Below are 19747 nucleotides of genomic sequence, written 5' to 3' on the forward strand. Positions count from 1 at the left end.
GAGGGCGATTTTTTTATGGTGTGATTTTGTATTTTCCAAATCGGGATGAGTTTCTGCATAGCTATTTGATCTAAAACAGTGATAGATATCACTAATTATCTCTATAACTAGCTAAAGCATTGAATAAAGGAGTGAAGTATAGTAACCTAAATTCACCGTTTTCTACGTTTTATAAATAAATTTATAGAGGTGGATGATTCAATTATGGCTATATTGTTGTTAAGTCGTACCCCCAGTCACATTACACCATTTCATGAGCTTCTGGATTATAAAAATGAAGAGTTGCTTCTGCTAGCATCTTCAGAGGAATTAGATACATATGATCTCAATAAGTATGCTTATGTAAAGGGATTTAACGATTTTGATATAAATCAAAATGTTGAACTAGAAGCTGTAAGACTGGCAGAGAAATTTAATATAAGAGAGGTTGTTGTAACTTCAGAGTTTGACATAATACGTTCAGCGAAAATTCGGGAAATACTAAATATTAAAGGTCAAGGAGTTTTAAGTGCTATTGCATTTCGAGATAAAATTAAAATGAAAGAATATGCGATGTCAGTAGTTGATGTACCTTCATTTAGTGATATTTCATCGCCTCTAGACATTGGTGCATTTATTAATAGACATGGCTTTCCTGTTGTGATTAAACCACGATGTGGTGCTGGGTCAGTTGATACTTTTATTATTAATGATATGGATGAACTGACACTCTTAATGGACCAAGGTTTTATTGACAGTCAATATCAGATTGAAGAATATATTCAAGGTCAAATGTATACGATAGATGGTCTATTCTATAATGGTGAAATTCTATGTAGTTGGCCAGGAAGATATTTGAATAGTTGTCTTTCTTTTCATGAGGGTAAGCAGGCATCTAATGTACAATTATCTCAAGACCATTCTTTATATGATCGTTTACAACAATTTATTAAGAGTCTAATAACTTCTATGCCTATGCCAAAAATAACTTCGTTTCATGCAGAGGTTTTTCATACAAGTGATGATCGGCTGGTATTATGTGAAGTGGCTAGTAGGACAGGAGGTGGAGCAATAAATGAAGTTTCGGCATGTAGTTTTGGGATTAGTCTTAATCATATGTGGATAAAAGGTCAATGTGGCTTGTTGGATCCTATTAGATTAGAGAGAGAAGATAAAATATTTGGATGGGTACAAATTCCTCCTAAAAAAGGTACTTTGAAATTTATTCCAACTGAGGTTCCATTTAGCTGGACAGTCAACTATCAGGTTAGAACCAAATTAGGAACAACTTATGATAGTATTCAAAACAGTGGTCATAAAATTGCTGTTGCTGTTGTATATGGGAATAGTGAAGAGGAAGCGATAGGACGTATGGAAGAAGTGACTCAATGGATAGAAAAAAAATGTATATGGGGATGAATTTAGCTTGATTAGGTATGAAAAATGGAATTCGAATAAAACAGTTGCTTTTGTGTGTTAGTAGGGCAAAGGCAACTGTTTTATTTCTCTATAAGGAAGTTTCTCTTGTAATATGCGGGGTATCGAAAAGATCCCTAATTTAACAGAGGAGGCACAAATTCAGCATAAAAAGGAACAAGTCATTTTAGGTATGGAACCGACGGGACACTACTGGCTTAACTTAGCTCATTTTTTGTGCAATCAATGTGCTTGGTCACGTGATGTGCTAGGTCTAGAGTCAGAAACTGCTCCATAGCTTATATCTATTAGGATAAAAGCCAGCCTTTTGCCTCTTCGGCATTGTCAAAAACTCTAAAAGCATTTCCTTTGTTATATTCGGTCACCAGTTCTTTAAAGTGATTGTTGACTTTGTGCTTACTTAAAATGGTAGCAACTTTGATATTATAGTTGCTAAATTTTTGCAGTATATTACCTGCTAAGTCTGTTCTTAGTTTAATAAAATCGTCTGAAAGAAAATCCCCATGAATCAGCAGTAGATTAGTTCCATTTGCAGCGCAAATAGCGACAATGTTTAGTGCATCCTGTTCTGTTGGGATCGATCTCCCCGTCGGAGATAACAATATGAATTTTTTATTATTTTCCGCAATCAATTGGTAGTTCCTTTCGAACTCTTCCTTTTCCGTAGTTTGATTGTCACTAAGAGGCAGAATCCTTGTACTATATTCTTCTTCAGGCATTCTCTTTAGTTCTTCACGTATTTCCCTCACCCAAACTAACTCGCTTTCATAGGATTTAACAATATTTTTATAAATAAAATCCCATACTATCTTTTCGATTGCATTTCTATTTGGAGAAAAATACCCTTTTTGCTTTTCTTGTTCTAGCAGAATCAGTTCCTGAAGTTCTTGTTCATAAGCTTCCAGTAGTGACTCCAATTCCTTGGGTCCTACATGTGCTGCCCATACCATTTGTTGTGCTGCCCATGCCAGTTGAACAAGAAAGCTTTTTTTGATCTCAGGTGCTTTAGGGGGTGATAGTAACCATTTTTTAAGTTCAGCAAGCCCCTCATTTGTAATTGTATATATTTTTTTGGATGGGGAACTATCTTGGTGGTGAATCTCATTAGTAACAAAGCCGTCTTTGAGTAGTTCCATCAATGCTTTATAAATTTGATTATTATTTCCCGACCAAGGCATAAAGGGTGATTCTTTTATCATTTTTTTTAGTTCATAACCAGTTAAAGATTTATAGCTTAGCATTCCTAAAATGGCGTGGTTGATCGTCACGAAATATATCTCCTTTTTTTATCTCAGCGTGTGTTAACAATATCATATGATAAAGACTGTATTCAATCTTGAATACAATCTAGGTTGGCAATGTGCTGGAATCTTTAATTGTGGAGAATACAATGAATCATTTCATCGGGCTTTTCTACTTTTTCGAAAACATAACGCATTGTAATAACACTAGATCATATGTTACTATTAACATATGATCTAGTGTTATATATTAAGGTGGATCATGAAAGCCAAACAAATCATTAAAGGGCTAAGGGTGAAACTGAGGATGAACCTTGAACAATTAAATCATTATCTGCATATCCATCGATTAGAAACGGTGTTTAATGAGCAGTTAATCCCCCATTTATCGCTATACAGATTTGAACGAGGAGATTTTATTTGTTCCCAAGGAGACGCTTCACAATATCTGTATATACTTGTCAAGGGGAAGGTTAAAGTCTATACCAACACATCAAAAGGTAAAACCCTTATTCTCTCTTTTAGGACACCGCTTGATGTAATCGGAGGTGTGGAGTATGTAAGAGGGATTGATACAGTTCATACCGTTACAGCCGTATCGCCGGTCTGTGTGATTGGTGTGTACTATCGTTGGTTAGAAAAATACGGAAAGTGCCACCAGCCCCTTTTACAATTTTTACTAGAACATATTACCCAAACACTCTACAATGAATCCTATTCTTTAAGCCTTAATCTCATGTATCCTGTGGAAGTGAGATTAGCAAGCTATCTAATATCTGTGTCTTGTGATGAATATGACTTACCATATGGTCAAATAAAGACATCCTGTCTCATAAATGCAGCCAATTTAATTGGGACTAGTTATAGGCATGTGAATCGAACTATACAGCGGTTCTGTACGGACGGTTTGGTTGAGCGTAATATCGATGGTGTCTTTATTAAAGACAGAGAAAAATTAAGAGTATTGGCAGGTCATAATATCTATGAACAAACTTATTCATCCATCTAGAAAACAAGGTTGGCTCATAAAGGTAATTTATAATCGTTTGGTTTACCATATATTCGAATTCGACAAGGAGGCGGAAACGTCTCTTTTTTCCAGCCTCAAGAAAGATTGATCACTTTTACTAGTGATTAGAATTATATAAAAACTAGGACTTATGTCCTTTACTAGTTACATAAATCTATAATTTAATAACAATTAGTTATATAGAAGAAACTCATTTTCGTTTTAGTAGGATTGATAGTAAATAATGACCATCATGAGGAGGATCACAAGATGAAGAAGACCTTGGTACCAAAACTTGTAATGAGCCTTTTGATTTTCGGATCTGTAGAGGCAAACATGCAAAATACTGCTTTGGCAACAAACCATGTTGTAACCGAAACAAATAATCATGTATGGGATGTTGTAAAAGCTACGATTGCTCAAAAAGTACAGGCGGGATCTACTGAGTTTAAAGAGGTAAGACCGGGTAAAGTGACCCCATTATTGGACAAGGAACATAAAGAAACCGTTTATTTTGTTGAATTAGTGAAAGCAAGCGAAGCAAAGATTGGTGGATATATGGTCGTATCCAAAGGAAAGGCCATCGAGTTTTCTCTAGGAGATACTCATCCGTTACAGAATGTTGAAAACCCTGTATATTATCTAGGTCCTATCAACTACGCTGAAGATTTAGGCAATCATTATCTAAGGGACCTGAGGACCGGAGAAAAGTTTTCTAAGGATTCGATTGTCGTAAATAAACAGAGAAGATCAAATGGATTGAAAAGAAAGGAATATGCCTCATCATCGCTCAGACCGTCATCAGATCCTAGTTCCAGATATTACTACATTCGAAATGTTCCAGACTTTCAACAAAGAGATAATCCGTCTATGAGAAATGCTTGTGTGCCTACATCAGCCACAAATGTAATGATGTACTGGGACCAACATGGATACCCTAATTTATCTGGGGACAACAACTGGAAAACAGTAGCAAATCGCTTGGGATCTCTGATGGACCATGATAGTAGTCATGGAGTTTCTCGAAGCGATATTGAGGATGGTTTGGAAGATTATATTGAAGAACGAGGCTACGACGATCGTTTTTCGGTGGATAGAGACTGGGTCTTCTTTGGATTTGGTAGTATTGAAGACCAGATAAAAGCAGGAAATCCAACCATGATTAGTATCGATGATTATAGAGGATCAGATGGTGGTCACAATGTTACCGTAGTCGCAACAGATGCAAGACATAACAATGAATACGTAGCTGTACATGATAACTGGGAAAGTACTCCGACAGATGTGTGGTTTGATTACGATGCTGAAGACATTGAAGGAATATATAAAGTAGAAAGAGAATGAAGCCTCTTTTTGGATCAGTCACCTAAAAGCACACAATTGACCTAATGTATCTAGATCCCAATTAAAAATAGAACCAAAAAGTGACTGTTTGTTGCTAATGGGAGAGGGCGCGATTTACTTGTATAGCGATAAATAGCCAATATCTTTTTACCAGAATGGGAGGTAACAAAATGAAAGATCTTATAAAGTTTACAATTGAAGAAGCGAATGACTACAGTCCCAATTTTGATCAAATCATTGGTACCATAAAAAACTGGAGCAGTACTGACAATCATAAAAAGTTGTTTATCTACATGGCCGAGAACGCAGAAGAATATGTGGTCGATGCATCCGCCGATATTTTTCTGTATGAAAAGCACGAAAAAATCGTAGGTTACATTTTTTTTAATCTTGATCTGAATCCAAAAGGCGAGATCGCTTTTGAATCTAGAATGTTAGAGATACACAAGGAAGAGGTAGAAGTAGAAGACATTTTAAAAAGATTTAAAGAGATAGAAGAGATTAAAGCATTTGATGGAACCGAATTCTCAACAAGTATCTCTTTTGAAGATGAAAATTCAGAGTCAGTTCTAAAAACATTGGAAAGTTGGGGAATAAAAGTAGTTTTTGAGGAAGATGATTTCTTTATGGATCAGCAACATCGCGAGATTTATCAGCAGCATCTTTTGTATTCTGAAAGAAGATGCGAAATTTTCCCCAAAAAAGTGGATGGTAAGAAATTAGATTAACTATGAAACAAAAAAGAAGCTATGACGAACCCAAGGGACAGTAAGCTCTCATGAGGTAGTAGAGGAGAGGCATATTTTTGCATACTCGTATCAATCACCATTTACTAATCATCACTATTTCTATGAATGTTTTTGCAAGTGTTATGAGTACTTCTATGTTGACGATTGCATTTCGTGATGTAGTACATTCCTTCCAAATTAGCTATGAAACTTTACAATGGAGAAATATTCTTTTCTTTACCACCTTTGCTGTAGGGTTAGTTTTTTTTGGAAAATTAGCAAATAGAATTGGAGTGCGTCGGCAACTCATTTTAGGTCTCGGTTTATTTATTGGAGCTTCTCTCATGAGCAGTGTAACAAGGAACTGGTATATGTTTTTAACCTTTCAAGCACTCCAAGGATTAGCTGATGCTTTGATTGTCCCCACCTTAGTCATATTGATTCGTCTTTGTTTCCCAGAGAATAAAATAGGTTGGGCGTTTGGCTGGTTCTCTGGTACATCAGCAGCCGCCAGTTTAGTTGGTCCTGCGGTGGGTGGAATCATGCTAAAACATTTTCCTTGGTCTTCCCTCTTTTTCCTATTGTCAGGACTAGCTGTTGTGGCTTTACTTCTCTCAATTATATATATACCTCGTTACATTTCAGAGGGAAACCAAAACAAAGTTCCCATCCTTGGAGGGATCGGTCTTTTCGTTATGGTGATTTCCATACAAATGTTATTTATGCAACAAATAGATATCGTGATAAAGATAGGCTCGGGGATTGCTGTCCTTTTGGGTTTAGGTACAGTGATTTTTGTTCAAATGAAGAAACAGGGAGAGGTAGCCATTCTTCCAACAGGAGTATTTCATAATCGAACTTTCATTCTTGCGTGTATTCGAGTTTTTTGTTTATCCGTCGTAAACAATGCGATTACTCTGTATGCCCCCAGCTATTTACGAGATATACATGCCATTCCTACAGATCAAGTTGGTTGGATTGTCATGGTTGATGCTATCATTAGTCTCTTCTTGTCAGGATTAGCTGGCCGATTGGCTGATTCACGCCCTCGCACAGCGCTCGCAGTAGGTATCTTGTTTTCTCTTGTTGCTACGCTCTCTTTTTGGTTCAGTGACCGCTTTGAATATATCCTGCTATTCAGTTTAATCTACCTACTCCTCGGGATTGGCTGGACGCTTTCAATGCCGTCTCAGAACAAGATTACCATGATGGCCGTTCCCTCTGAACGTACGGGTGAGTTTATGGGCTTCTTTCAACTAGTCCAGTTTGGAACAGGTGCTTTTGCAGCAGGTATTTTTGCTTCACTTATCAAGGGAACAGAACCAGATAAAATTAGCTTAGAAGGCTTTCAAACTATGCTTTTGATGAGTGCTGTTTTTCAGATAGTTGCAATGATCACTATCGTAATGGAAGGACGATTTTTATTGTTTTTTAAAAGAGGAAGGACGAACAAATAGAAGAATTACCATCTATCATAATAAAGGGAGTGAATCTTGTGAGTGCTAATCTAGTCATACGTGAAGCAACCATTCAGGATTTAGAAGAAATTAGACTAATTTATAATCAAGGGATTGAAGATCGCATTGCTACGTTAGAAGAAACACCTAAGTCGAAAGAAGATATCCAGAAGTGGTATGAAGAACATCATCAAGGGAGATATGCAGTATTAGTCATAGAATCTGATCAACAAATGCTGGGTTGGGCATCGTTAAATGCTTATTCCCACCGCTATGCTTATCAAGGAGTGGCGGATTTATCTATTTATATTGAGCGTAGTTGGAGAGGAAAAGGATTAGGCTCCCATTTACTGAAGGCGCTAGAGAATAAAGCAAAAGAAAATCGATTCCATAAGATTATTCTTAGCACCTTCCTGTCTAATTCGTTGGGACAAGGGCTTTATCGAAAGAGGGGATTTCGAGAAGTAGGGGTATTTGAGAATCAAGGTATAGTAGATGGACAATTTATTGATGTTATGACAATGGAAAAATGGTTAGGTCTAAATAGTGGTTGATCTTAGCTTTTTAGTTATTCAATTAGCGTTTAAACAAGGGAGCTTTGGAGAAGCAAGAGAAAGCTTTCTTTGGATTTAGTTAAACGATTGCCCAAGAATCCTGTTGCACATATCAGTGTGAGCCTTTTTCCGCTTTTTTTAGAAAGGAGGTGATATCGTGGACAGAATTATCAGCATCATAATTGATGGAATGTAGTATGATATAGGGTTTAATCGGTCTATAAAGCGATAATGAAGGAAAAATTTTTTAACTATAGCCTATAGCAGTCCTTTCTCAAGACAATGAGGAAAGACTGCTTTTTAGTTTCAGAACGAGTGATCAAAATTATATAAAAATGGGGGACACATGTCCTTTACTAAATATCTAGATATATTATTTAATAAAAGAGAATTATTAATAAAATTAATTAACCAACATGAGGAGGATCACAGATGAAGAAAAACGTAGTACCCAAGCTTGTCATAACGCTTTTGATTTTCGGATCTGTGGAGGTAGGCATGTATAGTACTGCTCTAGCAGCAAATCATGCTGTAACAGAAGAAAATAACAATGTATGGGATGTTGTAAAAGCTACGATTGCCCAGAAAGTACAGTCTGGATCTGCTGAGTATAAAGAGGTAAGACCGGGTAAGGTGACCCCATTATTGGACAAGGAACATAAAGAAACCATTTATTTTGTTGAATTAGTGAAAGCAAGCGAAACAAAGATTGGTGGATATATGGTTGTATCTAAAGGAAAGGTCATCGAGTTTTCTCTAGGAGATACTCATCCGTTGCAGAATGTTAAAAACCCTGTATATTATCTAGGACCTATCAACTATGCGGAGGATTTAGGCAATCATTACCTAAGAGACTTGAGAACGGGAGAAAAGTTCTCTAAGGATTCGATTGTCTTGAATAAACAAAGAAGAACGAATGAGAATAGAGGGACGAACGTCATTCCAGCGTCTAGTTCTCGGCGCGTTATTTCAGGTGTTCCTGACTATCAACAAAGCGATAATACATCGATGAGAAATGACTGTGTTCCCACAGCATCTGCGAATGTAATGATGTATTGGGATCAACATGGATATTCTAATTTATCAGGAGATAACAACTGGAAAACAGTAGCAAATCGTTTGGGAGTCCTTATGGATCATCATGAAAGTGGAGTCTATGTATCCGATATTGAGGATGGTTTGGAAGATTATATTGAAGAACGGGGCTATGAGGATCGTTTTTCAGTGGATAGGGATTGGCTAATTTTTGATTTCAGCACTATTGAAAACCAAATAAAAGCTGGGAATCCAGCTATCCTCAAAATCGATGATTATCATGGATCAGATGGTGGGCATGCTGTTACAGCGGTTGGCACAGATATAGGAATCACTCATCAATTTGTTGCTGTGCACGATAACTGGGCAAGTACTCCAAAAGAGGTGTGGTTTGAATACGATGCTGAAGACATTGAAGATATATTTAAAATAGAAAGAGAGTAAGGATTTCAGGGCTACTATCTAAATCAATTTTTAGTTTTAGTAGCCCTACATCTTTTAATCAACATCTGGAAGGGGCTGTGATGATGAGATCAACAAATAAGTCTTTCTATTTGTTGTTAGTGATGATTTTGATAACGACAACACTCATTCCCGTTATATTATTGACAGAAAGTTATGCTGCGGGAAGACTCGATGGATCATATCGAATCTTAAGTTATAATGTACACGCAAAAGAACCATTCCTTGAAGAGACACCATTCGATGATGATACAGAATATCCTATGAATGCTAAGGATCGCGGAAAGATGATTGGTCAACACATTTTAAATGGGGACTATGATATCGTAGTCTTGAGTGAAGTGTTTGATGAAAGCACCACACCCGATTCTGATTTCCAAGAAGGATTACTTGATGAACTTATGGATAAATATCCATACCGAATCGAAGAACTTGGTGATATGGGCATGGCATTCAATCCATTAGATCCAGTAGACACTGATTTTGTAAGAGAAGACAGTGGTCTGATGTTGCTCACCAAATTCAAACCTCTCGAAAATGAGGATCTTGAAAAGGTTGTTAAAGATATGGAAAATCTTCCGGATACGGGAAGGTTTAGTTGTGAGGAGGACATTGATGCCTCAGGTTTTACCGTTGAGGGATGTAGCAAAGCATGGCATCCATTTTCTGATTCAGATCATCCAGATAATATGGCACAAAAGGGAGTAGGTTGGGTTCGCTTAGAAAATCCACATTCCTCCAATCCCATTAATGTATTTTTCAGTCATCCTCAGGCTTCATACGGCGATGATCCCCACCTAGAGACAAGAAAACAACAATTCACCGAAATAAAGACATTTATGGATAATGTTCTGATGAGAAAAAAATTCCCGAATCGAATAGAAGATATTGTTCTAGCAGGGGATTTAAATGTCATAGCAGATACAGATGAATATAGGGATATGATGAATCTCTTTAGTGATATAGGTTTGCAAGATACTTGGAAGCTTGGTTCAAAGAAGGATCCTGGTTACTCTTGGAGTCAAAAAAATGACCAACATCCTGGTTCAGGTAACCAACGGTTAGACTATATTTTGGCGAATATTCAAGGCTCTTGTTACCAGCATACAGCTTTGCGTCGTGATTTTGACAGTAAAGAGGGTCTCGACTTATCCGATCACTACGGAGTAGAGCTGACTGTCGCCCCCCATTATGCCTACTGTTCACCGGCAGCCGCTTTAACTGACCCGGGAGAAGACATATCACGCATGCGTATCAATAAACAAGGGAATTATCAGTGGGTACACTTTACCAATCCAGGGACCTATACCTTTACAGTGGCTTCTGAAACGGAACATACTACACCATTTGAGATTACGGCTTATCGGGATGAGGATCTCTCAACCCCATTGAAACCTTGGAAGGGAGATAGCTTGATTGATAAAGGTGTACAGTTGTCAAAGGATACGGTTTCGTTTGCTCCCTCAGGTCCTTTCTATTTGCGAATCCGACCTGTAAATGAAGATCAAACACACAATAAAACATGGACTGGAAATATCAACTTGAAAGTCCGTAAACATACAGGTGTTTCTTGGGATGATGCGATTGCCTTACATCCGTTCAAAGAGACCAATGCTACCATGACCAAAGCAGATGACACAGGAACACATCCAATGCAAAAGAAAACCTATTTTGAACTTCGGACTGAACAATTACTCTCCTTAAAAAAACAAGACTTCACTTTCACACTCACTCAGAAGAGCGTAAATAGTTCAGGAGAGTATACCAAACCAGCTTCTGGAACTCCCAAAGAAAAATTTGGATATCAGCTGAAAGCCAGTATAGACGGTCCTGATTTGTTCAAAGTAAATGAGACCCAGGTTGGATCATTATGGAGTCTACCGTTTGTAACAAATACAGCAATTCCTCCTGAATCAGGTGAGTATCGTCTGGTTGTTACAAGACCACAACCTACAAGCAATATACAAGCCCATTTTTCGATGCGGTATACGACGAACTTACGAAATTTGGATATTATGACACTCCGTTGTAAGGATCAAGAAGATACTAATATTTTAGACGCTGAGGATGATGACCCGTATCTTAAGTTGAACATTGACGGGGAGTTAAATCGTACACTATGGTATGGTGATACAGATGAAAATCAGTCTCACCACGATCCCCAAAGGATTCTTGGCGGTAGCTTAAAGACACACAAGATTCCATTTACTTCGGTCGAATCTACTCTGTACGAAGAAGATGGGGATGGTACTCCAGACTACGGAGATCCCAATGCAGGCGACACTGATGAGCTTCTTGGATCACTTAGAATCGAATCTAGCCTTCTAGATCCAGGTTCCGATGCACTCTCATATAAAACAGCTGACTTTACGAGAGATTCAGATGCTCATTATAGAATGGGATATCAAGTCCATCTGCCTGGATCAGAGTATACTGGAGAATAGGTAACAACACTCTATCAATAAAGATAGGAATCATCTGGAAATAGTAGCTCTCCTAAAAATCTATATCATGATTGAAAGGAGGGCTTTTTGTTCTGGGGCGTGATCGTAAGCTCCCTCTTCGGAAAGATTGGGAACGAGTAAAAGATGATATCATGAGAAAAGCGGTTCTTCATAAATTCAGAAATCACGATGATATTCGTGAAAAAAATAGCTGAGACAACAAATGACTCAGCTATTTTATCTTATAAAGAAGCAATCTTATTTTATGCAGAAGACTTGGATAAAGTAGATTGAATGAAAACGGCTTACTCCTTATAAATAATCCGGGAATGTACGACAGTTTTTGGCTTGATCTTGATCATGTCCGAAGAAAACAGTAGAGGGACGGAACTCTTGGATCACTTCCTTCATACGTTGAATGGATTTAGTAGCCATTTCGGGATCGGATGTTAAGAATGGTACTCCATTATCAAAGTTTTGCCGAACGTAAGCAACATCAACGGTTAGTAATACATATCCGGATTTTTTGGTTTTTACTAATATGGATTGATGTCCAGGTGAATGCCCCGGTGTAAAGAGAATTTGGATACCCGGTCTAACTTCGTAGTCGCCTTCAATAGCGTGATAGGGTAAATCAGGAAATATACATTCTTGTGGAGCATAGTCATTATTTCCGATAGCGGCGTCCAGTTCTGCTTGTTGGACGAAGATAGGAGCTTTATGGAAGTGTCCGTTTCCACCTGCATGATCTAAGTGTAGGTGGGAGCTAATAAGCGCTTGAATATCATCGAGGCGATATCCAACGCGCTTCAACACGTTGATGATTCGATCATCTTCTGACATATTTGGAACAACTCGTCCCTCTCTTTTCGTTCCCTTATAGTAGTTGGGATTGTTCACAAAGGAATCAGGCATTCCCGTGTCAATTAAGATGGGGCCATCTGTTGTTTCGAGTAGAAAAGACCAAACTGGCATTTCCACTAGTTTCCCAGCTGGAAGGGTTCGATTGACTGCTGATTGATCTAGATAACAAGATCCGGTGGGTAAAAAGAATAATTTTGTAACTGACATTAATCATCATCCCTTCGTAAATAACTATATTAACAATTCGGATATTCTTAGATAGTAATAGTGATATGTTTTGTTTCTTTATAAGATATTTATATCACATCTGAATTGAGTATCGTAAAATAAATGTGTATTTATAAGATTATGTATTGAATATTTCAGAATTATATTCTATAGTTAAATTTGTGTGTTAATTTGTTGTGTAACTAAGTGTCCTTACTACATAAGGAGAATGGTATGAAAAAGATATCTGTTATTCCTATTATGGCTTTGTTGGTATCAGTCATTTTGTGGGGTTACAACTTTATTGTGACGAAGTTTCTATTAGTCGTACTAAGTCCATTTGTATTAGCCTTCTATGCTATTTTTGGGGCAGCGATGGTATCGGTTCTTATTTTTTGGAAGGGATTATTTAGCTATGACAAAAAAATCTTAATTAAAATATTTTTTGCTAGCTTTTTTGGGATTTTTTTATTCAATCTACTTGTGAATTATGGGATGAAAAAAACATCTTCAGTTGATGCATCTTTGATTATCGCTTTAGTGCCTTTGATAAGTAATATTCTAGATGTTATTTGGTTGAAGAATCGATTACGAGCGATAAATCTATTTGGAACTTTACTGTCAGTTACAGGAATTATTTTATTAGTTACAAATGGAGATTTTGGCTCGGTTCAATTTAGTGATGATCATTTATTTGGTAGCCTCATCTTGTTTGTGGCAGTTATTTCTTTCGTTATCTATATATCACTTGGAAAAAGCATTATGAATTCGATTCATCCAATTCACTATTCTACATGGTGCTTTATTTTTGGCAGTGTATTACTTTTTATTCCAGCATTCATTTTCGGTGATTTGACAGCGTATCAGAATCTAGATCTTACCTCTCTACTTTACTTACTGTTCGCTATTTTGTTTGCCAATCTAGTAGCAGATATGGCTTACAATTTTGGAGTTAAGAAGACCAACATTATTATTCCGTCGTTGTTTTCTAACTCAATTCCTATTTTCACCCTATTATTTTCGGTTTTAGTTTATAACGAACCTATTTCAAATGTAAAAATAATGGCGGGGTCGTTAGTCGTTATTGGTTTAGCACTACCTACTATTGCGAATAGAAATGAGAGCGTGAAAAGATGAAGGTTATTGTTTTTGATTTAGACGAAACGTTGTGTAATCATACCCGAGGAGAACAGGATAGCCTACGAGAAGTTTTTAAGGCTTATTTTTATAATCGTGATCTTTCGTTTAAGGAATTCAAAGAGGTGTTTTCTAAGTTCAATAAGGTATCTTGGGAGAATTTTGAGAAGGGGATCCATGACGTAGAAGCTACTTTAAGACATAGATTTAAGTTGCTTTGTGATTTTTATGGAATGGAACAAAATCTAGAGGAAGTTTCGATGGGTTACAAGTCTGCTTATATAAAAAATTGTGTGCCATATGAGGGAGTTGAACCATTACTAAGTAAATTAAGCGAGACCTTTCTACTTGCTGTTTGTAGTAATGGGATGGAACAAATCCAGATGGATAAGCTGAGATATCATAAAATAGATCAATACTTTTCTTGTTTTCAATTTGGAAGCTATTACCCATTTTGCAAACCTCATCAAGACTTTTTTCAGAGTTTAGTAGAGGATCTTTCTACAGATCCGAAAGATATTTTGTTTATTGGGGACTCACTTACCAATGATATCATGCCAGCGAAAAATATAGGGATGAAGACCCTCCATATTAATAAAGAACATATAGTGGGGGAGGTGCTCCAATGGAATCTAGTATTGAACAAAGTAGAGGAATTGATAGGGTAATTTTAAAAAATGCAACCTATTACTCGGATCAACACGACTTTCGCCTTGCTGATATTGTTCTTTATGGAAATAAAATTGAGAAGATATGTCAGCCAAATTCGATTGATGATGGGAATGTCATCGATGCAACAAATCTCATTGTTTTACCTGGATTAATTAATGGGCATTTACATCCAAGTAAAGAGTTATATGGAGGGGTAAAAGCATTTAGTAGCATAAGTGAGGTTTTAGATGCAGTTCATCGAAACAATCATCTAGAAACGGAAGAACTTCAGGGTTTATCTTCTTTATACTCCATTTTGAATTCGGTTCGTCAAGGTATAACCACTCTAGGAATTTTTACGAGCCGAGCTGAGGTAGATGCAGAGCAAGCCAAAAAAGCGGGTATTCGAGCGGTTATCCATTTTTCACAAAATGACCAATGGATAGGAAAAGAATCGAAGCCGAGTTCATCCTCTTTGGAAGATGTTATCAAGCGCTATTCCGATTGTGTACATAAGTACGAATCGGATTTAATAAAAGTTCATCCAGCTACGGCTTCAGAGCTTTCGGCAACTCCAGAGTTAATGAAAGAGCTTCATAAAATTGCCTATGAAGAAAATAAGAAGTTTGTGATGCATATTTGTGAGGGAAGAAGCCAAGTTGAGCAGTGTGTCGCTCATTATGGTGAATCTGGTATTCAGGTACTCGATAAGCTACATTTATTAGACTCTTCTACACTATTGGTACATGCTTCAACACTGTCAGATGAAGATATTCATGTTTTATCTGATAAAAAATTGAACTTTATACACTGTCCAGTCAGTAATAGCTTTACAGGAGCTGGGAGGTTTCCGTTTAAAGCTCTATTACATAACAAAATTGGGCTAGGTACAGATGCAGCGATGGTAAATCCGTTTCATAAATTAGCTTTTGATGCTGCTTTCTCACTTTATTTTCATGGTGAATCTAACTTAGACGAAAAAGTGGATGTTGCAGATTTAATTGACTCGATTACGAAAACAGGGGCATCGGCATTAGGTTTAGATCATGTAGGGAGTGTCAAAGAAGGAATGTTCGCCGATCTATGTTTTTTTAAGCGAGGTAATGTGGTGGTTGAATCACAAGATCCGAGTTTACTGTTTTTAGATATGATTCTGAACCATAATCCGACGCATGTGATGATTAATGGGGAGTTTGTTGTTTTGAATGAGAGCTTCCTTCGCTGTGATTTTAATCAAATAAGAGATCGTTTTTTACAAAACAAAAAATTGGAAGGGTAGATGTCGTATGAAAAAAAGAGTAGCATTTCTGTTCTCAGGTCGTGGATCGTTAATTGGAGCAGTGCAAGACGGGTTAAATGAGCTATCAAGTGAACTTGTTTTAGCTATTACGAACAACTCTGAAGTTGATTCCTCACAACTCCCCATACCCAAAGGCTGTTACTTTACCTGTATCGATCACAAAAATTATACGAGCCGAAGCGAGCATGAAAATGAAATCGCATCGCTACTTGATCAATATCAGATTGATTTGCTTGTTCTTGGGGGGTATCGTCGGATTTTTAGTACTGAATTTGTGGAGCGATACGGCCATAAAACGATCAACACGCATCCGTCACTACTCCCGGCGTTTGTAGGAGATAAGGCACAGTTAAAAGCTATTCAGAAGGGAGTCAGAATTACAGGAGCTACGGTACATTTTATTAACAATGAAGTCGACCAAGGTCCGATTATTACTCAAGCAGCCGTTGAGGTAAAGCCACATTATACCGAGTCGGATTTGAGGGAAGCGATTATAGATGTGGAAAAATTAGCGTTGGCAAGGGCGGTACATTTATTTTTGGACGATAAATTAGAGATTAAAAATGATGTGGTTCATGTAAAGAGTGGGTATGAGAATGAACTTTTCGTTTAGAGCCACTCCAGTATCGGTCCATGAAGGAATTTCAGAGTCATTCGCTAAGATAGGAGAGGTATAGAGTGGAGTCTAACTTGCCATTTTCAAGTCTATATTCAGTTGCAAATATCCACCGTCACGAGAATAAGAAATGTTGCTTTGTATTTGTTCACGGCTTCTCTGAATCGGGTGTGTGCTGGGACGACATTATCATTCCAATCAAAGGTCGGGCTAATTTTGTATCATATGATTGTGTAGGACACGGAAATAATGCGTATTTGTGGGAGCAAGCTTCATTTCAAGCATATGTCCATCAATTAGATGAACTGGTCAGCTATCTGAAAGAAAAGGAGTGTTTTCAAAAGATCGTACTTGTGGGTCATAGCCAGGGAGCTGCGATCGTTGCACAGTATTCCATACAAAGCCTTGAGAATGTAGATGGTCTGATCCTCATCTCTCCGTTCTTCTATATAGGAGAACCGCTTGGAGCACTTTGGTCAAATTTCCTTCAGTTGGTGGAGCAAGGGGAGGTAAGGCGGTTTTGGGATGTAAATAGTAGCCTATTGCTTGGTCCTAGATCAGAGAGTTGGTCGCAATTTAGAGAAGTCTCTATACAGGAACGCCTCAACTTCTTTACAAAAGAGCAGTTAATGGTTCTTATAAATGCATTGCTACATATTCAAGTTACAGGCGATATTTCAACTCTCAAAAATAAACCGATGTATTTGATACATGGTCAATACGACCTTATGTTTCCCAACTACTACAGTAAAGAAATCCAAAAACAGGTGCTTGAAGCAGAATATATGGAGGTTGAAGGTGCGAATCATTTGCTAATTGAACTTGAATCAGAAGTTTATCAAGTCATGTTGAAGATGATGAAGGATATTACATAAGAAATGATATTAGATGGGTAATTTGTGAATTTACAAACGATAATAATCCTCCTTTGTTTGATGCTCGTGTGCCGATTCAAGAGGAGATGAAGAACCATATGTAAGGCTGTCTCTTAAAAAAGACAGCTTTTTCGCGTATGATGATGATTAATGGTAGTAAGGAGAAAAGAGGGATGTCATTACATGAAGATTAGACCAGTAGAGAAATCGGATTATTATAAAGTTATTTCCGTAATTGATGATTGGTGGGGCGGTAGGCAGGTGGCGGATATGCTTCCGAAGTTGTTTTTCGATCACTTTAAAGATACTTCTTTCGTAATCGATGAAGATCATGATGTCCTTGCATTCCTTATTGGATTTATTTCACAATCGAACCCACAGGAAGCATATATCCACTTTGTGGGTGTTCATCCTGACTATCGAAAAGAAGGGTTAGCAAAGAAGTTATACGAGGAATTCTTCAAGATAGTTAAAGAAAAGAACTGCCGTATGATCCATTGTGTTACCTCCCCTATCAATCAAGTATCAATTGCTTTTCATCACAAAATGGGATTTTCTATGGTAGAGGGAAACGATACCGTACAAGGTGTGCCGGTACATAAGAATTATGATGGTCGAGGGCAAGATCGGGTTTTATTTGTGAAAGAATTTGCTTGCGATGAATGATATAAACGTTCGTTTCATAAAAAAGATGTTATGAGTGTCTATATAAAGGAAAAGATGTGGATTTAAGAATAATTATGATAACATGTTCCTCATACTACGAAAGTGTTTTCAAGTTAATACATAGAAATATAGAACGATTAAAGGATGACAAACTGTAACAAATGGAGAGATAAATGATGTGGTGGGATGTTTTTGTAGGAATTGTTTTGGGCTTTGTGGAGGGGATGACAGAGTTTGTCCCTGTTTCGTCCACAGGTCATATGATTTTGGTAGGAGAGTTGTTATTAGGATTCAAGGGAGTTAAGGCATCTACTTTTGAAGTATTTATCCAATTGGGTTCGATCTTGGCTGTTGTGGTTGTTTTTTGGAAACGATTGCTAAGCCTTATTGGAATCGATGTCTCTCAAAAATTGAAGGATGGAAGGAAAAAGCGGGGGAACCTTACCATTCTGCACGTAATTGTCGCGATGATTCCTGCGGTTGTACTAGGATTGTTGTTGCGAGACTTTATTAAATCGGGACTATTCACTTCTGACAAGGTAGTCTATCCCCTTATTTTTGGTGGCATTTTAATGATTATCGCAGAAAAGTGGAAACGCCCTGTGATAGTTACCAGTTTAGATGAGATTACTTACAAACAAGCTTTTATGATTGGTTTGTTTCAATGTTTTGCCTTATGGCCAGGATTTTCACGTTCTGGTGCCACTATTTCGGGTGGGCTCTTAACGGGTGCGGATCATAAAACAGCAGCAGAGTTTTCTTTTATCGTTGCGGTACCGATGATGATGGGTGCTAGCGGTCTGGAGTTGTATAAGAGTTGGGGGATCTTGGGCGTAGATGATCTGCCGCTTTTTGCTACTGGATTTGTTACGGCGTTTTTGGTAGCCCTATTTGCAATCAAATTCTTCCTGAATCTAATGGAGAGAATTAGCTTAACTCCGTTTGCCATTTATCGCTTTGTCTTGGCAGGTATTTTGTTGGTTGTCTTTATTTCTAAACTGATATGATCCTTTGAGAAAAATCAGGATTAAATCTTATTATCAAAGGCTTTCTTTGGACATGTATACAAGGAAAGCCTTTTGATTTATATAGAAATACATTCATAGAAACAATATATCCTATTAGAACTACTTTCCTTTTTTAAATGATGCAGAAGCAAAGTTGACGGAAAAACGTTCACACCAAATCGAAACGGTCTGGTACTTGTTTAAGTCGACATTGTCAGGTATTTCGTAGTTTTGATCTCCTTTGTTCCCCTTTATTTGTCCCAAAGAAATAAAATTGTCTTTGGTTACTTCTTTACTTTTGTTGATTTCTGGAAGGGCAACTAGATAGATTTTTACGTCTGGACCGTTATCTGTCTCAAACTCTGTGAAACGCAAAATTCGTTTCCCATTTTCCAGTTGATGAATGGTTGCAGTTCCTTTGCCTTTATGAAACGTATCTCCACTATGAAACTGACTTTGGTATAGAATTTTCGAGCCTTGCGTTTGTCCAGTAGGTGTTTGGAGTGCTTCATTTACTGTTTTATCAATAAACAATTTTTCGGGACGGAATATAAACCAAACACCCACGAGCACGATAAATAGAATAGATATGATTTTCCAGGTATTCTTCTTCACCAAGAATCCTCCTTACATTTTTACTGTATGAATGTAGTACATTAATAGGTTACATTGTTTATTTTTTTTATTCAATAGATTTATATTTATACAAGCAAAAAAGATTATTCCCTATGAAA

The 19747-nt window shown here is 37.3% G+C and carries 19 protein-coding genes; 16 read left to right on the top strand and 3 right to left on the bottom strand.

Going from position 1 to position 19747, the window contains the following annotated elements:
- The first annotated feature begins 204 nt into the window (after positions 1-204).
- Both J2Z48_RS04120 and J2Z48_RS04125 read left to right on the top strand, forming a co-directional pair.
- The gene (locus tag J2Z48_RS04120) at positions 205-1398 is read left to right on the top strand and encodes an ATP-grasp domain-containing protein (RefSeq protein WP_307251293.1); all 1194 of its coding nucleotides are present in this window, start codon (positions 205-207) and stop codon (positions 1396-1398) included.
- Positions 1399-1510: 112 nt separating this feature from the next.
- Entirely contained in the window at positions 1511-1693 is a 183-nt protein-coding gene (locus J2Z48_RS04125; RefSeq protein ID WP_307251294.1) for a hypothetical protein, read from the top strand.
- A gap of 10 nt (positions 1694-1703) precedes the next feature.
- Here J2Z48_RS04125 and J2Z48_RS04130 read toward each other — a convergent pair whose 3' ends face one another.
- Entirely contained in the window at positions 1704-2684 is a 981-nt protein-coding gene (locus tag J2Z48_RS04130; protein ID WP_307251295.1) for a PadR family transcriptional regulator, read from the bottom strand.
- Between the two features lie 235 nt (positions 2685-2919).
- Here J2Z48_RS04130 and J2Z48_RS04135 point away from each other — a divergent pair, with 235 nt between their 5' ends.
- The 7 genes from J2Z48_RS04135 to J2Z48_RS04165 all read left to right on the top strand — a co-directional run bounded on the left by J2Z48_RS04135 (position 2920) and on the right by J2Z48_RS04165 (position 11690).
- Positions 2920-3666, top strand: coding sequence for a Crp/Fnr family transcriptional regulator (locus J2Z48_RS04135; RefSeq protein ID WP_370872863.1), 747 nt, complete (start codon positions 2920-2922; stop codon positions 3664-3666).
- A gap of 270 nt (positions 3667-3936) precedes the next feature.
- On the top strand, positions 3937-5010 hold the full coding sequence (locus J2Z48_RS04140; protein ID WP_307251296.1) for a C39 family peptidase: 1074 nt from the start codon (positions 3937-3939) through the stop codon (positions 5008-5010).
- 170 nt (positions 5011-5180) lie between these two features.
- Entirely contained in the window at positions 5181-5738 is a 558-nt protein-coding gene (locus tag J2Z48_RS04145) for a hypothetical protein (protein ID WP_307251297.1), read from the top strand.
- 77 nt (positions 5739-5815) lie between these two features.
- A complete protein-coding gene (locus J2Z48_RS04150) occupies positions 5816-7195 on the top strand; it encodes an MFS transporter (protein WP_307251298.1) in 1380 nt (459 codons plus the stop codon).
- A 38-nt stretch (positions 7196-7233) separates the two neighbouring features.
- A complete protein-coding gene (locus J2Z48_RS04155) occupies positions 7234-7749 on the top strand; it encodes an arsinothricin resistance N-acetyltransferase ArsN1 family A (protein WP_307251299.1) in 516 nt (171 codons plus the stop codon).
- A gap of 432 nt (positions 7750-8181) precedes the next feature.
- Positions 8182-9228, top strand: coding sequence for a C39 family peptidase (locus J2Z48_RS04160; RefSeq protein WP_307251300.1), 1047 nt, complete (start codon positions 8182-8184; stop codon positions 9226-9228).
- Between the two features lie 80 nt (positions 9229-9308).
- Positions 9309-11690 (top strand): endonuclease/exonuclease/phosphatase family protein, encoded by a 2382-nt coding sequence (locus tag J2Z48_RS04165; RefSeq protein WP_307251301.1) that lies wholly within the window; start codon positions 9309-9311, stop codon positions 11688-11690.
- Positions 11691-12002: 312 nt separating this feature from the next.
- Here J2Z48_RS04165 and aiiA read toward each other — a convergent pair whose 3' ends face one another.
- Positions 12003-12761, bottom strand: a complete 759-nt coding sequence (aiiA, locus tag J2Z48_RS04170) for a quorum-quenching N-acyl homoserine lactonase AiiA (RefSeq protein WP_307251302.1) — start codon at positions 12759-12761, stop codon at positions 12003-12005.
- A 234-nt stretch (positions 12762-12995) separates the two neighbouring features.
- Between aiiA and J2Z48_RS04175 the strand changes: the two genes are divergently transcribed.
- From J2Z48_RS04175 to bacA, 7 genes are all read left to right on the top strand, one after another.
- A complete protein-coding gene (locus tag J2Z48_RS04175; RefSeq protein WP_307251303.1) occupies positions 12996-13898 on the top strand; it encodes a DMT family transporter in 903 nt (300 codons plus the stop codon).
- A complete protein-coding gene (locus tag J2Z48_RS04180; protein WP_307251304.1) occupies positions 13895-14566 on the top strand; it encodes an HAD family hydrolase in 672 nt (223 codons plus the stop codon). Before J2Z48_RS04175 ends, J2Z48_RS04180 begins: the two co-directional genes overlap by 4 nt.
- Complete coding sequence (locus tag J2Z48_RS04185) at positions 14524-15828, top strand: amidohydrolase family protein (RefSeq protein ID WP_307251305.1); 1305 nt, start codon at positions 14524-14526, stop codon at positions 15826-15828. Before J2Z48_RS04180 ends, J2Z48_RS04185 begins: the two co-directional genes overlap by 43 nt.
- A 7-nt stretch (positions 15829-15835) precedes the next feature.
- On the top strand, positions 15836-16462 hold the full coding sequence (gene purN, locus J2Z48_RS04190; protein WP_307251306.1) for a phosphoribosylglycinamide formyltransferase: 627 nt from the start codon (positions 15836-15838) through the stop codon (positions 16460-16462).
- Between the two features lie 65 nt (positions 16463-16527).
- On the top strand, positions 16528-17340 hold the full coding sequence (locus J2Z48_RS04195; protein WP_307251308.1) for an alpha/beta fold hydrolase: 813 nt from the start codon (positions 16528-16530) through the stop codon (positions 17338-17340).
- A 183-nt stretch (positions 17341-17523) separates the two neighbouring features.
- Positions 17524-18006 carry a GNAT family N-acetyltransferase gene (locus tag J2Z48_RS04200; protein WP_307251309.1) on the top strand — a complete coding sequence of 161 codons (483 nt, stop codon included), beginning with the start codon at positions 17524-17526 and terminating at the stop codon, positions 18004-18006.
- A 176-nt stretch (positions 18007-18182) separates the two neighbouring features.
- Complete coding sequence (gene bacA / locus J2Z48_RS04205; RefSeq protein WP_307251433.1) at positions 18183-19013, top strand: undecaprenyl-diphosphate phosphatase; 831 nt, start codon at positions 18183-18185, stop codon at positions 19011-19013.
- Between the two features lie 120 nt (positions 19014-19133).
- On the opposite strand, the gene J2Z48_RS04210 is transcribed toward bacA, so the two are convergent.
- The gene (locus J2Z48_RS04210) at positions 19134-19628 is read right to left on the bottom strand and encodes a DM13 domain-containing protein (protein WP_307251310.1); all 495 of its coding nucleotides are present in this window, start codon (positions 19626-19628) and stop codon (positions 19134-19136) included.
- Positions 19629-19747: the final 119 nt, after the last annotated feature.

The organism is Croceifilum oryzae (genome assembly GCF_030814315.1).
GTDB lineage: Bacteria > Bacillota > Bacilli > Thermoactinomycetales > Thermoactinomycetaceae > Baia > Baia oryzae.

Coding starts and splice junctions, on each gene's coding strand:
- J2Z48_RS04200 (WP_307251309.1), top strand. CDS start 17,524: ATGAAGATTAGACCAGTAGAGAAATCGGATTATTATAAAGTTATTTCC.
- J2Z48_RS04160 (WP_307251300.1), top strand. CDS start 8,182: ATGAAGAAAAACGTAGTACCCAAGCTTGTCATAACGCTTTTGATTTTC.
- J2Z48_RS04135 (WP_370872863.1), top strand. CDS start 2,920: ATGAAAGCCAAACAAATCATTAAAGGGCTAAGGGTGAAACTGAGGATG.
- J2Z48_RS04125 (WP_307251294.1), top strand. CDS start 1,511: ATGCGGGGTATCGAAAAGATCCCTAATTTAACAGAGGAGGCACAAATT.
- J2Z48_RS04145 (WP_307251297.1), top strand. CDS start 5,181: ATGAAAGATCTTATAAAGTTTACAATTGAAGAAGCGAATGACTACAGT.
- purN (WP_307251306.1), top strand. CDS start 15,836: ATGAAAAAAAGAGTAGCATTTCTGTTCTCAGGTCGTGGATCGTTAATT.
- J2Z48_RS04120 (WP_307251293.1), top strand. CDS start 205: ATGGCTATATTGTTGTTAAGTCGTACCCCCAGTCACATTACACCATTT.
- aiiA (WP_307251302.1), bottom strand. CDS start 12,761: ATGTCAGTTACAAAATTATTCTTTTTACCCACCGGATCTTGTTATCTA.
- J2Z48_RS04180 (WP_307251304.1), top strand. CDS start 13,895: ATGAAGGTTATTGTTTTTGATTTAGACGAAACGTTGTGTAATCATACC.
- J2Z48_RS04175 (WP_307251303.1), top strand. CDS start 12,996: ATGAAAAAGATATCTGTTATTCCTATTATGGCTTTGTTGGTATCAGTC.
- J2Z48_RS04140 (WP_307251296.1), top strand. CDS start 3,937: ATGAAGAAGACCTTGGTACCAAAACTTGTAATGAGCCTTTTGATTTTC.
- bacA (WP_307251433.1), top strand. CDS start 18,183: ATGTGGTGGGATGTTTTTGTAGGAATTGTTTTGGGCTTTGTGGAGGGG.
- J2Z48_RS04185 (WP_307251305.1), top strand. CDS start 14,524: ATGGAATCTAGTATTGAACAAAGTAGAGGAATTGATAGGGTAATTTTA.
- J2Z48_RS04165 (WP_307251301.1), top strand. CDS start 9,309: ATGATGAGATCAACAAATAAGTCTTTCTATTTGTTGTTAGTGATGATT.